Source organism: Caballeronia ptereochthonis, from assembly GCF_001545075.1.
Lineage (GTDB): Bacteria > Pseudomonadota > Gammaproteobacteria > Burkholderiales > Burkholderiaceae > Caballeronia > Caballeronia ptereochthonis.
Genome location: NZ_FCOB02000009.1, coordinates 152,318 through 167,279 on the forward strand (window position 1 = coordinate 152,318; position 14,962 = coordinate 167,279).

The following is a 14,962-nucleotide window of genomic DNA, read 5'->3' on the forward strand; positions in this document are numbered from 1 at the left end:
ATCGCACCAACGCGTATAAACGCGCACAAGCGCAAAAAGGCGGTCCGGATTTCCCGGACCGCCCATATCGATAAAAGAGAACCGTCAAACGCGCGCCGTTTCCTCGTTGCGCGCCCGCCAGAGCCGCGCGCGCTGCGCGCTGTCTTCGTACTGAACGGTGTTCTGCCGGCACGCTTCGATCGTCGAATTCTTGCGCTCGACGATCGCCTGGCAGAGAAACTCGGCGCTGTACGCCTTCAGCAGATGCGGACAATGCGTCTCGATGTACTGCGCGATCTTCCCGTAGTCGCTATCCGCCGACGCCAGCGAGCGATAGGTTTGCGCGTCCCAGCGGAACATCAGGTCGAGCTCTTCGAAAGCGGTGTTGAATGCGCAGACTTGCGCCTGGACTTCGCGGTCATCGCCGTACGTTGCGTGGATCATGATCGTCTCCTGTATGGCCGTGGGGCTTCACTGCAGGATAGAAAAACCGATCCATATACAACAGTTAAACTTTTTTCGAATAACTATTCATTTTTACTTATGCATTCGGCTTGCCCGTCGTCGCGACGATCTGCGTGATCGCCTCGATCTGTGCTGCGCCTTCCTCGATCAGGAACTGCTTGAACGCAAGCGCGACCGGCGGCAAGCGCTTGTTGTGCCGGTGCACGACGAACCAGTTGAGCATCACCGGAAAGTCCTCGATGTCGAGCACCGCGAGCTTGCCGACCTGTAACTCCATGCTGATCGTATGCGCGGAGAGGAAGCTGAGCCCCATGCCCGCGATCACGGCCTGCTTGATGGTCTCCGTGCTCGTGATCTCCATCGCGATGTTCAGGTTCGAGAGCCGTCCCGCGAACCCTTCCTCCATCGAGTTCCAGGTATCCGAGCCGCGCTCGCGGACGATGAACGGCTCGTCGGCCAGCGCTTCGAGCGGAATGTTCCTGCGCCCGACGAGCGGATGGTCGGGCGGCGCGACGATCACGTACGGATGCGGCGCGAACGACACGTTGACGGTGTCCATGTCGCGCGGCGGGCGGACCATCACGGCGAGGTCGGTGAGGTTGTCTGAGAGCTGATGCAGCAACTCCTCGCGGTTGTGCACGGCGAGGTTGAGCCTTACATCTGTATTACGCCGCGTGAAGGCTGCAAGGAGACGGGGAAAGAAGTAGTCGCCGGCGCTGATGACCGCGACATTGAGCGTGCCGCCCGAGATGCCCTTGAGGCGGGCCATCGCGTCGTCGGCTTCGCGAAACTGTTCCAGGATGGCGCGGCTGTAATGGAGCATTTCATTGCCGGCTGGCGTGAGATAGATTTTTTTGCCGAGTTGCTCGAAAAGCGGCAAGCCGGCGTGCTCCTCCAGTTGCTTGACCTGCGTCGAGACCGCCGGCTGCGTGAGGTAGAGTTCCTCCGCGGCGCGAGAAAAACTCAGCCGGCGTGCGACGGTTTCGAAGATCTTCAACTGACGCAGAGTGGCGTTACGCAGCACGGCGATCCCTCATCCATTAACGATAGCTAATTTATACAATAATTTTTTCTAACTTTCCTTAATCGTTTTTCTCCCCCACGATGCTTTCACGTCCCCATGAGTTGTAAGGCGGACAGTCGCGGATAGCACGCACGGCCATGCTCGATCCTGGGCTCGCCCGCTTACCGCGCGGCATCGGCAACGCAGCAGCGCGCAGCACACGAAGCCCGCAAGGGCTGCATCGACCATCCGGACTCTATTGGGAATCGCTTGAAAATGATTCTTCGATCGCCTGACGCGGATGTTTGCCAGATGTGCGAATCAATCGCCCTGAACGACAAGTTCGACAAGCGTGACAAGCGGCCGCATGCCCACGCCGCCTGGACCGAGCATTTCCCCTGACCGACCGCTCGCCGCCGACGCACCGCGCCGGTGTTCTCGCAGCACATCAAGCGCCGTACGAGCGCTGAGACACATAACGGAGACAGACATGGCAAGCGCAGACACGGTTGTGTCCGGGCAATCGCACGGGCGTCATCACAACAGGTGGGTCCAGCTGGTGGTCGGCATCATATGCATGGGGCTCGTCGCCAACCTGCAGTACGCCTGGACACTATTCGTCGTACCGATGGATGCAAAGCATCATTGGGGTCAGGCGGCGATCCAAACAGCCTTCACCATCTTCATCGTCACGGAAACCTGGCTCGTGCCCGTCGAAGGCTGGCTCGTCGACAAGTTCGGGCCGCGGCCGGTGGTCATCGGCGGATCGATCTGCGCGGCGCTCGGATGGATCATCGACGCGCACGCGACGAGCCTCGTTCATCTCTACATCGCCGCGGTCGTCGCGGGCGTGGGCGCGGGCTGCGTGTACGGCACCTGCGTCGGCACCGCGCTCAAGTGGTTCCCGGACAAGCGCGGTCTCGCGGCGGGGCTGACCGCGGCGGGCTTCGGCGCGGGCGCGGCCGTCACCGTGATCCCGATCTCCAACATGATCCAGAGTTCCGGCTACGAGCACGCGTTCATGTTCTTCGGCATCTTCCAGGGCGCGTGCATCTTCCTGCTCGCGTTGATGCTGGTGCGTCCGAGTCCGCCCACGAACGTCGTGCCGGCGAAGCGCATCGTCTCGACCAAGATCGACTACACGACAGGGCAGATGGTGCGCGCGCCGCTCTTCTGGGTGCTCTATCTGATGTTCGTGTTCGTCGCGGCGGGCGGCGTGATCGCGACCGCGCAGTTCGGGCCGATCGCGAAGGAGTACGGCTTCGCGAAGATGCCGGTCAACCTCCTCGGCGTCACGCTGCCGCTGCTCGCGATGACGCTCTCCATCGACAATCTGTGCAACGGCTTCACGCGTCCACTGTGCGGTTTCATCTCGGACAGGATCGGCCGTGAGAACACGATGTTCATCATCTTCCTGGGTGAAGGCCTCGCGCTGCTCGGTCTGATGGAGTTCGGGCACAACCCGTATCTCTTCATGCTGTTCGCGGCGATGACCTTCCTCTGCTGGGGCGAAATCTTCTCGATCTTCCCGGCGACCTGCGCCGACACCTTCGGCAGCAAGTACGCCGCCGCCAACGCCGGCACGCTGTACACGGCGAAGGGCACGGCGTCGATGCTGGTGCCGCTCGCCTCGGTGCTCGCCTCGATCGGCTCGTGGAACGCGGTGTTCATCACGGCGGCCGTGACATCGATCGCGGCCGGCCTGTGCGCGAAGTTCGTCCTCGCGCCGATGCGCAGGCGCTGGATCGACAACACGGTCACCGAGACGTCGGGCGAATCGTCGGTCAACGCGTCGTTCCAGGCAGGCTGGGATGCGTCGGGCAATACGTCGGTTCAGTAAGGAAGCACGGCATGCGCGATCAACCCGACAGGAATGCGCATGCCGCACCATCGCTCAGCGTTTCGCTGCATCAACTGAGGTTGTTCGTCACGCTTGCGCGCCATCGCAGCTTCACGCGCGCGGGCGATGAATTCGGCATCACGCAATCGGCGGTCAGCCGCGGCATCCGCGAACTCGAAGAGGAAATCTCGCTGCGGCTCTTCGATCGCACCACGCGCCAGGTCGCCCTCACCGAGGCCGGTCGCAAGCTGCTCGGGCGCATCGCTCCGCTCGTCGAGGAACTGGAGGCGACATTGCGGCCGCGCGCGCACGAGGGAAGCGAGCCGGGCGTCGTGAATCTCGCGAGCAGCTGCGGTTTGACGGCGAGCGTGCTGCCCGCGATGCTCGCAACGTGCCGCGAGCGTCTGCCGGACATCACGGTCGTCGTGATGGATCGACCGCAGAACGCCGTGCTGCAGCTCGTGCGCTCGGGCGAGGCGGAACTGGGCGTCGTCATTGCGCCGGAGAATCTCGACGAACTCGCGGCCGAGCCCCTTTTCTCCGATGGACTCGCGGCCGTCGTCGGCGCGTCGCATCGGTCGAGTGCAGCCGCGCCGCTCGACTGGCAGCAACTGCGCGGCACGCCGCTCCTCCTTCTCGACGACGACACCGGCAGCCTCGCCGCCATCGAAGCCGCGCTCGCGCTGCACGGCGTGAGCGGCGCCGTGCGTCAGCGGCTCACGCAACCCGCGGCGGTCGCGCGCATGGCCGCGGCCGGTCTCGGCGTCGGCATCCTGCCGATGCACGCCGGCAGCGCGTGCGACAGCGCTCAAATCCGCTTCATCCCGCTCGTCCCCGAGGCCTCGCGCACGATCATGCTCGTGCGGCGCAGAAGCCGCGCGTTGCGCGCGAGCGCGGCCAACGTCTGGTCACACTTCATCGAGTCCTCGTCGCATACTCTCAGCACGGGCCAGGCCGTCGAGGCCTGATCGTCGCATTTCCGATCCGCATAGCGACCCGCGGCGCACCCGGCGCATGCGGGTTTTCGCTCGGCCGCGAGCGCACGATTCGCCTTGTTCTTACCCAATACGGAATGTAGTATCTTGTATATCAGAGGTTATAAGGCTACAACCCTCAGGAGACGAACCATGAAAATCTGCGTGTACGGCGCCGGCGCGATCGGCGGCTATATGGGAGCGCAACTGGCGCGCGCCGGTGCCGATGTCAGTTTCGTCGCGCGCGGGCCGCATCTCGCGGCCATGCAGGCAAACGGCGTGCGGCTTCGGATCGATGGGGAAGAGCACGTCATCAAGGTGCGCTGCACGAACGATCCCGCCGAGCTCGGCCCGCAGGATTTCGTGATCATCGCGCTGAAGGCGCACTCGATACCCGGCGTCGTCGATCTGATTCCTCCGCTGCTCGGCCCGGAAACGGCGATCGTCACCGCGGTCAACGGCCTGCCTTACTGGTACTTCTACAAGCACGGCGGCGAGCTTGAGGGCACGAAGCTGCAGAGCGTCGATCCTGGCGGGCGGCAGTGGGACGTTTTCGGGCCGGAGCGCGCGATTGGCTGCGTGCTGCTGCCCGCGGCGGAGATCGCGGAGCCGGGCGTCATCGAACATCACTACGGCAAGAAATTCCCGATCGGCGAACCGGGCGGCGAAATCACGCCGCGTCTCCAGGCGCTGCACGACATCATGGCGAAGGCGGACATGGAAGCGCCGATGCGCGACAACATCCGCGACGAGATCTGGCTCAAGCTGTGGGGCAATCTGTGCTTCAACCCGATCAGCGCGCTGACCGGCGCGACGCTCGACGTCCTGACGAGCGATCCCGGCACGCGCGCGCTCTCGAAGGCGATGATGCTGGAGGCGAAGGCCATCGGCGACAAGATCGGCGTGAACTTCCGCGTCGACGTGGAGCGGCGCATCAACGGCGCGGGTGCGGTGGGCGCGCACAAGACCTCGATGCTGATGGACTGCGAAGCCGGACGCCCGATGGAAATCGATCCGCTGATGACCGTCGTGCAGGAAATCGGCCGTCTGGTGCACGTCGAGACGCCGATGCTCGATGCCGTTCTCGCATTGATCAAGCTGCGCGAGGGCGTGAATCAGGGCACGGCGAAGCCGCTTCCTCTCCCGCAATCGCAAAAAGCCGCCTAAACTGCAGACAAGGCGCCAGCGTTGTTTCTGATATACAAGATGCAAAATATGTTGCGTGCTGCTGCATTGCAGCATATACTGAGGGCTCTTGTGATTTAACCGGAGCCTGAAATGAGCATCGCCCTGTTGGTTGTCGTCGGATTCGCGCTGGTTGTCGTGGGTGTGGGTGTTACGTTTATGATTGCGTCGGCGGTGCCGCAGAGCATGCTGCAGCGCGCACAGGATCACGGTCGCTTCGCCGGTCTCGCGGCGGATGACCAGAACGGCGGTTCGGGCAAGCGTGTCGACGCTGGCCGTCCGCACTTGGGAAATCAAGCCATCAATGCCATCTGATACTCAATCCGTAGACAGGCCGGAAGTTCGCCCCGATGTACGTACTTCAGGGCTGACGCTTTCGCTGGAACCGATCAATGCCACGGTTTCGCTGCGCGACCAGGCGTACGCGAAACTGCGGCAGGCGATTGCCGAGGCGGACATCTACCGCTCGCGGGAAGAAATCCGTCTCGACGAGAAAGAGCTGACCGAAGCGCTCGGCGTCTCGCGCACGCCGATCCGCGAGGCCATGACGCTGCTCGAGCAGGAAGGCTTTCTGCGCACGGTGCCGCGCCGCGGCGTCTATATCCTGCGCAAGACCAAGCGCGAGATCGTCGAGATGATCCACATGTGGGCGGCGCTGGAAAGCATGGCGGCGCGGCTCGCGACGCAGCGCGCGACGGACGAGGAAATCGCCCAGTTGCGCCACATGTTCGACAACTTCCGCGATTCCACGCCCGCCGAGCATATCGACGAGTATTCGGAAGCGAACATCGCCTTCCATTCCGCGATCGTGCGGCTGTCGAAGTCGGAAATCATCTTCGACACGATCAAGAACATCTTCGTGCACGTGCGCGCGATTCGTAAGATGACGATCTCGCAGAGCGACCGGGCGTCGCGCTCGATCGTCGATCACATGCGCATCATCGAGGCCTTGGAGAAGCGCGACACGGAGCTGGTCGAGCGGCTCGTCAAGCAGCACTCGCTCGATCTGGCGGCGTTCGTCGAGGCGAATTGCGACTTTCTGGATTGATTTCCTGCCGAAGTATCAGTAATGAGAAGCCGCGTGGTTTTTGCCACGCGGCTTTTTTCTGTCCGTGTGCTATTTCGACGTGTCCTTCGGGCAGCCCAGCATCGTGGCTTGTCGCTCCAGTTCGTTCGGCCGGTCCGGGGAACGCTGGTTGTCGGCGCCTCCCCACGAGTTGCTCACGAAGTTCCGGTAGTTCGAATTGCCGGGATCGTGCGGCTCGGTCGGGCGACTCTGCACCCAATCGATCGAAGCTTTCAGCGAAGCGCAGCGTTCGCTTTGCAGTTGCTGTTGCGTGACCGTCGGCCCCGACGCGCGATTGACATTGGCGCTGAGCGAACTGGAATAACGCGGTGACGAGGCCGCTTCGGCGATGCCCGGCGAGAGCGACACGGCTTGTGCCAGGGCTTGTTCGATGCAGGCGGAAATCAACAGAACTGCGGCGGCGACGTAAAACAGACGGATCATCGGAGCACGTGAAGCTCGGTTCGGAAGGAAGCCGAAGTCTAAGGCGCAGCCACCGGACGAATGACAAAAAGTGTGCCGCAAGGCAACGGAACGGCGTTGCCTTGCGGCCCGACGCCTAGCGCATCGCACGCACCATCGTCTCGCCGAGCGCGGCGGGCGAGTCCGCGACATGGATGCCCGCCGATTTCATCGCGTCGATCTTCGCGCTCGCCGTTCCCGAGCCGCGGGAGATGATCGCGCCCGCGTGCCCCATGCGGCGTCCGGGCGGCGCGGTCGTGCCGGCGATGAAGCCGACTACCGGCTTCTTCGTCTGCGCGTCCTTCAGGAACTGCGCCGCTTCCTCCTCCGCGGACCCGCCGATCTCGCCGATCATGATGATGCCTTCGGTCGCGTCGTCCTCCAGAAAGAGCGCGAGGCAGTCGATGAAGTTCGTCCCGTTCACCGGATCGCCGCCGATGCCGATGCACGTCGTCTGGCCGAGTCCGGCGGCGGTCGTCTGCGCGACGGCCTCATACGTCAGCGTGCCGGAGCGCGACACGACGCCGATCTTCCCCGGCTGATGGATATGACCCGGCATGATGCCGATCTTGCATTGTCCCGGCGTGATGACGCCCGGACAGTTCGGCCCGACGAGCCGGCTTTTCGAGCCGGACAGCGCGCGCTTCACGCGCAGCATGTCGAGCACCGGAATGCCTTCCGTGATGCAGACGATGAACGGCACTTCGGCGTCGATGGCTTCGAGAATCGCATCGGCGGCGAAGGGCGGCGGCACATAGATCACCGAGGCATCCGCGCCGGTTTTCGCGACCGCGTCGGCGACGGTGTCGAACACCGGCAGGTCCAGATGCGTCGTGCCGCCCTTGCCGGGCGTCACGCCCCCGACCATGCGCGTGCCATAGGCGATCGCCTGTTCCGAGTGGAACGTGCCCTGCGCGCCCGTGAAGCCCTGGCAGATGACCTTCGTGTTGCTGTCGATCAGAACGCTCATGTTGGCTTCCTCTTTAGTGTCGTGCGGCGGCGACGGCGCTGACGATCTTGTCGGCGGCATCCGCGAGATTTTCGGCGGGGATGATGGTGAGGCCGGAGGTGCGCAGAATTTCGCGGCCCGCATCGACGTTCGTGCCGGCGAGGCGCACGACGAGCGGCACGCGCAGGTCGACCTCGCGCGCGGCGGCCACGACGCCTTGCGCGATCACGTCGCAGCGCATGATGCCGCCAAAGATGTTGACGAGAATTCCCTGGACCTTCGGGTCGCGCAGGATCAGCTTGAACGCGGTCGCGACGCGCTCCTGGGTCGCGCCGCCGCCGACATCGAGAAAGTTCGCGGGCTCGCCCCCGTAGAGCTTGATGATGTCCATCGTGGCCATCGCGAGGCCCGCGCCGTTCACCATGCAGCCGATGTTGCCGTCGAGCTTCACGTAGTTTAGGCCGTGCTTCGCCGCCTCGATTTCGGCGGGATCCTCTTCGTCTTCATCGCGCAATGCTTCGATGTCGGGGTGGCGATAGAGCGCGTTGTCGTCGAAGTTGAGCTTGGCGTCGAGGGCGATCACGTCGCCGGAGCCGGTCACGACGAGCGGATTCACTTCGACGATGGACGCATCCAGATCGACGAACGCCTGATACAGCGCCGTGATGAACTTCGATGCCGCGCCGACCTGCTTGCCGCTCAAGCCGAGCCCGAACGCGATCTGACGCGTGTGAAAGGGCTGCAGGCCGGTCGCCGGATCGATCGCGACCTTGAGAATCTTCTCCGGCGTGCGATGCGCGACTTCCTCGATCTCCATCCCGCCTTCGGTCGACGCCATGATCGTGATGCGCGACGTGGCGCGATCGACCAGCATCCCGAGATACAGCTCGCGCGCGATGTCGCAGCCTTCCTCGACATACAGACGCTTCACTTCCTTGCCCGCCGGTCCGGTCTGCTTCGTCACGAGCACCGACGACAGCATCTTCCGCGCGTTCTCGCGCACGTCGTCGACCGACTTCACGACGCGCACGCCGCCCTTGCCGTCCGGGTCGTTCGAGAAGCGCCCCGCGCCGCGGCCGCCGGCATGAATCTGCGACTTCAAGACCCAGACCGGTCCGCCCAGCGCGTTCGCCGCGTCGGCGGCTTCCTGCGCGGAAAAGGCGACGCGGCCCTCCGGAACCGCGACGCCGTACTTACGCAGCAGCGCCTTCGCCTGATATTCGTGGATGTTCATTGCGTCTCCTGAATCCTCTGATGGGAATGAGTGCGAGCCACAAAAAAACGTCACGAAGTGGCGCGCTGAAATACTGTATATCAGATTTCACGGCGTGCAAAAAACTTTCGGCGCGCAGCTTTCAAGACGTTAAATGGATGTTTAACGGAGAAGAGAGGGATACAGCGCTTGTTGCATTGCAGCGTGGAGAAGTCCGGAAGCTAGTATTAGAAAGCCTTTCATCGGATGATGCGACGCATCACAGGGTTTTCATCGATCGGACTACAGTTGACTAATACTGTGTGTGGAATATTGTATATCACAGCAACCGGACGCAGCGCGACGTCACGGGAGCCTCACACACCACCCCATCGAGGAGGAGACAACAATGTCCGAAGTCGTCAGCAGCCGCCCCGAAGTCGCTCCAGCCACCACCACCGCCGAAGACACGCTAAAAGCGAAGACGCGCGGCGCGGGAGTCATCTCGGGCGGCCATCTGGTCGCTCGCGCTTTGAAGAACGAAGGCGTCGACACGATCTTTACGCTGTGCGGCGGTCACATCATCGATATCTATGACGGCTGCGTCGACGAGGGCATCCGCATCATCGACGTGCGTCACGAGCAGGTCGCCGCGCATGCGGCCGACGGCTACGCGCGCCAGACCGGCAAGCTCGGCTGCGTCGTGACGACGGCCGGCCCCGGCTGCACGAACGCGGTGACGGGCGTCGCCACGGCGTTCCGCTCGGAAAGCCCGATCATCCATATCGGCGGGCAGGGCGCGCTCACGCAGCACAAGATGGGCTCGCTGCAGGATCTGCCACACGTCGACATGATGGCGCCGATCACCAAGTTCGCCGCGACCGTGCCGAGCACGGAGCGCGTCGCCGACATGATCTCGATGGCCGCGCGCGAAGCCTTCAACGGCGCGCCGGGACCTGCGTATCTGGAGATTCCGCGCGACGTGCTCGACCGTGAAATCGACATGACGAAGGCCGTGATTCCGCAGCCGGGCCGCTATCGCGCATCGACGAAATCGGTCGGCGATCCGCAGTCGATCGAGCAACTGGCCGATCTGCTCGTGAACTCGGAGCACCCGGCGATTCTGTTCGGCCAGCAGGTGTGGACCGCGCGCGGCCACGAAGAAGCGATCGCGCTCCTGCGCGGCCTCGACGTTCCCGGCTACTTCAACGGCGCGAGCCGCGGCCTGCTGCCGCCGGGCGACCCGCATCACTTCGACCGCACGCGCTCGCAGGCTTTCGCGAAGGCGGATCTGATCGTGATCGTCGGCACGCCGTTCGACTTCCGCATGGGCTACGGCAAGCGCATCAGCCGCGATCTGAAGCTCGTGCAGATCGACATGGATTACCGCACGGTCGGCAAGAACCGCGATATCGATCTCGGCCTCGTCGGCGATCCGGGCGCGATTCTCGGCGCGGTGCTGCAGGCGTCGACCGGCCGTCTCAAGAACGACAAGCGTCAGGCGCGCCAGGCGTGGATGCGCGAGCTCGCGGCGCTGGAGGAAACCGCGACCGCGAAGCTGATGCCGCTCTTCACGTCGGATGCGAGCCCGATCCATCCGTACCGCGTCGCGCACGAAATCAACCAGTTCCTCTCCGACGACACGATCTACATCGGCGACGGCGGCGATGTCGTGACGATTTCCGCGCAGGCCGTGCGTCCGCGCCGTCCGGGCCAGTGGATGGATCCGGGCGCCCTCGGATCGCTGGGTGTCGGCACGGGCTTCGCGATCGCGGCGGGTCTTGCCAATCCGGAGAAAGAAGTACTCTGCTATTACGGCGACGGCGCGTTCTCCATGACCTCCTTCGACATGGAAACCGCGAACCGCTTCGGCGTGCCGTATATCGCGGTGATCGGCAACAACTCCGCGATGAACCAGATCCGCTACGGCCAGCTCGCGAAGTACGGCGAGGAACGCGGCAACGTGGGCAACCTTTTGTCGGACGTGCCTTACGGCCGCTTCGCCGAAATGCTCGGCGGCTACGGCGAGGAAGTGCGCGAGGCGTCGAAGATCGCGGGCGCGCTGCAACGGGCGCGCGAGTCGGTCGCGAAGACGGGCAAGAGCGCGGTCATCAACATCTGGGTCGATCCGACCGTCTACGCGCCGGGCACGATGGCGCAGACGATGTACAAATAAATGTGAACCTATAAACGATCGCAAGACTTGGGAGACAGCCATGACGGTGAAGGTGAACACTTCAGGCAAGGCACTGGACGGCGTGCGCATCCTGGATTTCACGCACGTTCAGTCGGGACCGACCTGCACGCAGTTGCTCGCGTGGTTCGGCGCGGACGTCATCAAGGTGGAGCGCGCGGGCGCGGGCGACATCACGCGGGAGCAGTTGCGCGACATTCCCGACGCCGACAGCCTCTACTTCACGATGCTCAACCACAACAAGCGCTCGATCACCATCGATACGAAGAATCCCGAGGGCAAGAAGGTGCTCGAGACGCTCGTGAAGAAGTGCGACGTGCTCGTCGAGAACTTCGCGCCGGGCGCGCTCGATCGCATGGGCTTCACGTGGGAGCGCATCCAGGAGCTGAACCCGCGGATGATCGTAGCGTCCGTTAAGGGTTTCGGGCCCGGGCCGTATGAAGACTGCAAGGTCTACGAAAACGTCGCGCAATGCGCGGGCGGCGCGGCCTCGACGACCGGTTTCGACGACGGCCCGCCGACGGTCACCGGCGCGCAGATCGGCGATTCGGGCACGGGCCTGCATCTCGCGCTCGGCATCGTCACGGCGCTGTATCAGCGCAACACGAGCGGGCGCGGCCAGAGGGTGCTCGCCGCGATGCAGGACGGCGTGCTCAATCTCTGCCGCGTGAAGCTGCGCGATCAGCAGCGGCTCGAGCGCACCGGCGTGATGAAGGAGTATCCGCAATACCCGAACGGCACGTTCGGCGAAGCGGTGCCGCGCGCGGGCAACGCATCGGGCGGCGGCCAGCCGGGCTGGATCCTGAAGTGCAAGGGCTGGGAAACCGATCCGAACGCGTACATCTACTTCATCACGCAGGCGCCGGTCTGGGGCGAGATCTGCAAGGTGATCGGCAGGGAGGAGTGGATCGATCATCCGGACTACAAGACGCCGAACGCGCGCCTGCCGCATCTGAAGCAGATCTTCGACGAGATCGAGCGCTGGACCATGTCGAAGACCAAGTTCCAGGCGATGGAAATCCTCAACAAGCACGACATCCCGTGCGGCCCGATCCTGTCGATGAAGGAAATCGCCGAGGAGCCGTCGCTGCGCAAGACCGGGACGGTCGTCGAAGTGGATCATCCGGTGCGCGGCAAGTACCTCACGGTCGGCAACCCGATCAAGCTGTCCGACAGCCCGACCGAAGTCGTGCGCTCGCCGCTCCTTGGCGAACACACGGATGAAGTCATGGCGGAACTCGGCTACTCGCCTGACCAGATCGCCACGCTGAGAAGCCTCGGCGCGATCTGAGACCCGCCTGAAACGCAGACACGCATGCCCGCCGCCTCGACGAGAGGCGGCGCGGATCGTCACGTCCAGAAAAGACCGACACCTGATAACGGAGACACGCCAAATGAACAGCACGGTTGTCCAGGAACGCAGCGAAGCCGCCAACTCTTCCACCCACGCGGCGCCGGTCGTACCGCTGCACGCACCCGACGCCAGGCGGCGCGTCGCGGAAGTGTTCGACCGCGTGAAGGCCGAAGGCCGCACGTCGCTCACCGCGCCGGAAGGCAAGCTCGTCTGCGATGCGTACGGCATCGCGGTGCCGCAGGAAGGCGTCGCGAAGTCGGCGGAGGATGCCGCGAAGCTCGCATCGTTCATCGGCTTTCCGGTAGTGCTGAAGATCGTCTCGCCGGAAATCCTCCATAAGACCGAGGCGGGCGGCGTGCTCGTCGGCGTGAAGAATGAAGCCGACGTGCGCACGGGCTTCGACACGATCATCGCGAACGCGAAGAAGTACGACCCGAACGCGACGCTCGTCGGCGTGCAGGTCCAGCAGATGGTCGGCGCGGGTCAGGAAGTGATCATCGGCGCGGTGACCGATCCGTCGTTCGGCAAGCTGATCGCATTCGGTCTCGGCGGCGTGCTGGTCGAAGTGCTGAAGGACGTGACGTTCCGGCTCGCGCCCGTCACGCGCGAGGAAGCCGCATCGATGCTCGACGGCATCCAGGCCGCGGAAGTGCTGCGCGGCGTGCGCGGCTCGGAGCCGGTGCATCGCGAGGCGCTCATCACGCTGATCGAGCGCGTGTCGCGTCTCGTCGACGATTTCCCGCAGATCTCCGAGATGGACCTGAACCCGGTCTTCGCGAGCCCGAACGGCGCGGTCGCCGCGGACGTGCGCATCGTGATGGACTTCGAGCCGGCCGCGCCGCGCTATCGGCCGACGCAGGAGCAGATCGTCAGGCAGATGAACCGCATCATGAAGCCGGATGCGGTCGCGGTGATCGGCGCGTCGAACGAGGACGGCAAGATCGGCAACTCGGTGATGAAGAACCTCATCAACGGCGGCTATCAGGGCGCGATCTATCCGATCCATCCGAAAGCCGACGAGATCATGGGCCGCAAGGCGTACAAGAGCGTGAAGGACGTGCCCGGCACAATCGACGTCGCCGTGTTCGCGATTCCGGCGAAGTTCGTGGCTCAGGCGCTCGTCGAAGTCGGCGAGAAGCAGATTCCCGGCGCCGTGCTGATTCCGTCGGGTTTCGCGGAGACGGGCAATCACGAAGGCCAGGAAGAGATCGTGCAGATCGCGCGGAAGTACGACATCCGCATGATGGGTCCGAACATCTACGGCTTCTATTACACGCCGAAGAATCTCTGCGCCACGTTCTGCACGCCATACGACGTGAAGGGCAAGGCCGCGCTGTCGTCGCAGTCGGGCGGCATCGGCATGGCGATCATCGGGTTTTCTCGCTCGGCCAAGATGGGCGTGTCGGCGATCGTGGGTCTCGGCAACAAGTCGGACATCGATGAAGACGATCTCCTCACCTTCTTCGAGCAGGATGACAACACCGAGATCATCGCGCAGCACTGCGAGGACCTGAAGGACGGACGGTCGTTCGCCGAAGCCGCGAAGCGCGTGTCGAAGAAGAAACCGGTCGTGGTTCTCAAGGCGGGGCGCACGAGCCTCGGCGCGCGCGCGGCGAGCTCGCACACCGGCGCGCTCGCGGGCAACGACAAGATCTATGAAGACGTATTCCAGCAATGCGGCGTGATCCGCGCGCGCTCGCTGCGCGATCTGCTCGAATTCGCGCGCGGCATTCCGAAGCTGCCGACGCCGAAAGGCGAGAACGTCGTCATCATCACCGGCGCGGGCGGCTCGGGCGTGCTGCTGTCGGATGCGTGCGTCGACAACGGTCTCTCGCTGATGACGATGCCCGACGATCTCGACGCCGCGTTCCGCAAGTTCATCCCGCCGTTCGGCGCGGCGGGCAATCCGGTCGACATCACGGGCGGCGAGCCGCCGACGACGTACAAGAACACGATCCGGCTCGGCCTGAAGGACGATCGCATCCATTCGATCATCCTCGGCTACTGGCACACGATCATCACGCCGCCGATGGTCTTCGCGAAGCTCGTGATCGAGGTGAAGGAGGAGATGAAGGCGCTCGGCATCGAAAAACCGATCGTGGCGTCGCTCGCGGGCGACGTTCAGGTGGAAGAGGCGGCGGAGTATCTTTACGAGCATGGCGTGCCCGCTTACGCGTACTCGACCGAGTTGCCCGTCGCGGTGCTCGGCGCGAAGTACAAGTGGGCGCGCGGCGCAGGGCAGATCTAAGAGCAAGGAGGAGGGGACAGGGGCGCGGGCCACGCATGTCCGCGCCCTTCA

The 14,962-nt window shown here is 63.9% G+C and carries 13 protein-coding genes; 8 read left to right on the forward strand and 5 right to left on the reverse strand.

The genetic code is table 11. From position 1 onward, the window contains the following. Positions 1 to 84 precede the first annotated feature (84 nt). Both AWB83_RS11825 and AWB83_RS11830 read right to left on the reverse strand, forming a co-directional pair. The gene (locus tag AWB83_RS11825; RefSeq protein ID WP_087045427.1) at positions 85 to 423 is read right to left on the reverse strand and encodes a hypothetical protein; all 339 of its coding nucleotides are present in this window, start codon (positions 421 to 423) and stop codon (positions 85 to 87) included. A 97-nt stretch (positions 424 to 520) separates the two neighbouring features. Further along, the gene (locus AWB83_RS11830) at positions 521 to 1,465 is read right to left on the reverse strand and encodes a LysR family transcriptional regulator (RefSeq protein ID WP_087045570.1); all 945 of its coding nucleotides are present in this window, start codon (positions 1,463 to 1,465) and stop codon (positions 521 to 523) included. Between the two features lie 472 nt (positions 1,466 to 1,937). Here AWB83_RS11830 and oxlT point away from each other — a divergent pair, with 472 nt between their 5' ends. The 5 genes from oxlT (at position 1,938) to AWB83_RS11850 (ending at position 6,494) form a co-directional block, all read left to right on the forward strand. Further along, positions 1,938 to 3,287, forward strand: coding sequence for an oxalate/formate MFS antiporter (gene oxlT, locus AWB83_RS11835; RefSeq protein ID WP_087045429.1), 1,350 nt, complete (start codon positions 1,938 to 1,940; stop codon positions 3,285 to 3,287). 11 nt (positions 3,288 to 3,298) lie between these two features. Continuing rightward, positions 3,299 to 4,255, forward strand: a complete 957-nt coding sequence (locus tag AWB83_RS11840) for a LysR family transcriptional regulator (protein WP_087045431.1) — start codon at positions 3,299 to 3,301, stop codon at positions 4,253 to 4,255. A 159-nt stretch (positions 4,256 to 4,414) separates the two neighbouring features. Then, the gene (locus AWB83_RS11845; protein ID WP_087045433.1) at positions 4,415 to 5,428 is read left to right on the forward strand and encodes a 2-dehydropantoate 2-reductase; all 1,014 of its coding nucleotides are present in this window, start codon (positions 4,415 to 4,417) and stop codon (positions 5,426 to 5,428) included. A gap of 111 nt (positions 5,429 to 5,539) precedes the next feature. Continuing rightward, a complete protein-coding gene (locus AWB83_RS36065; RefSeq protein WP_143750040.1) occupies positions 5,540 to 5,761 on the forward strand; it encodes a hypothetical protein in 222 nt (73 codons plus the stop codon). Continuing rightward, on the forward strand, positions 5,751 to 6,494 hold the full coding sequence (locus AWB83_RS11850) for a GntR family transcriptional regulator (protein ID WP_087045435.1): 744 nt from the start codon (positions 5,751 to 5,753) through the stop codon (positions 6,492 to 6,494). Before AWB83_RS36065 ends, AWB83_RS11850 begins: the two co-directional genes overlap by 11 nt. Before the next feature lie 69 nt (positions 6,495 to 6,563). Here the strand turns inward: AWB83_RS11850 and AWB83_RS11855 are convergent, their stop codons facing one another. From AWB83_RS11855 to sucC, 3 genes are all read right to left on the reverse strand, one after another. After that, positions 6,564 to 6,956 (reverse strand): hypothetical protein, encoded by a 393-nt coding sequence (locus AWB83_RS11855; RefSeq protein ID WP_087045437.1) that lies wholly within the window; start codon positions 6,954 to 6,956, stop codon positions 6,564 to 6,566. A 115-nt stretch (positions 6,957 to 7,071) separates the two neighbouring features. Next, positions 7,072 to 7,944, reverse strand: coding sequence for a succinate--CoA ligase subunit alpha (sucD, locus tag AWB83_RS11860; protein ID WP_087045439.1), 873 nt, complete (start codon positions 7,942 to 7,944; stop codon positions 7,072 to 7,074). A 13-nt stretch (positions 7,945 to 7,957) separates the two neighbouring features. Continuing rightward, on the reverse strand, positions 7,958 to 9,157 hold the full coding sequence (gene sucC, locus AWB83_RS11865; RefSeq protein WP_087045441.1) for an ADP-forming succinate--CoA ligase subunit beta: 1,200 nt from the start codon (positions 9,155 to 9,157) through the stop codon (positions 7,958 to 7,960). A 367-nt stretch (positions 9,158 to 9,524) separates the two neighbouring features. Between sucC and AWB83_RS11870 the strand changes: the two genes are divergently transcribed. From AWB83_RS11870 to AWB83_RS11880, 3 genes are all read left to right on the forward strand, one after another. Continuing rightward, positions 9,525 to 11,291, forward strand: coding sequence for a thiamine pyrophosphate-binding protein (locus tag AWB83_RS11870; protein ID WP_087045443.1), 1,767 nt, complete (start codon positions 9,525 to 9,527; stop codon positions 11,289 to 11,291). A 40-nt stretch (positions 11,292 to 11,331) separates the two neighbouring features. Continuing rightward, positions 11,332 to 12,600 (forward strand): formyl-CoA transferase, encoded by a 1,269-nt coding sequence (gene frc, locus AWB83_RS11875; protein ID WP_087045445.1) that lies wholly within the window; start codon positions 11,332 to 11,334, stop codon positions 12,598 to 12,600. Between the two features lie 103 nt (positions 12,601 to 12,703). After that, on the forward strand, positions 12,704 to 14,911 hold the full coding sequence (locus tag AWB83_RS11880; RefSeq protein WP_244197681.1) for an acetate--CoA ligase family protein: 2,208 nt from the start codon (positions 12,704 to 12,706) through the stop codon (positions 14,909 to 14,911). Positions 14,912 to 14,962: the final 51 nt, after the last annotated feature.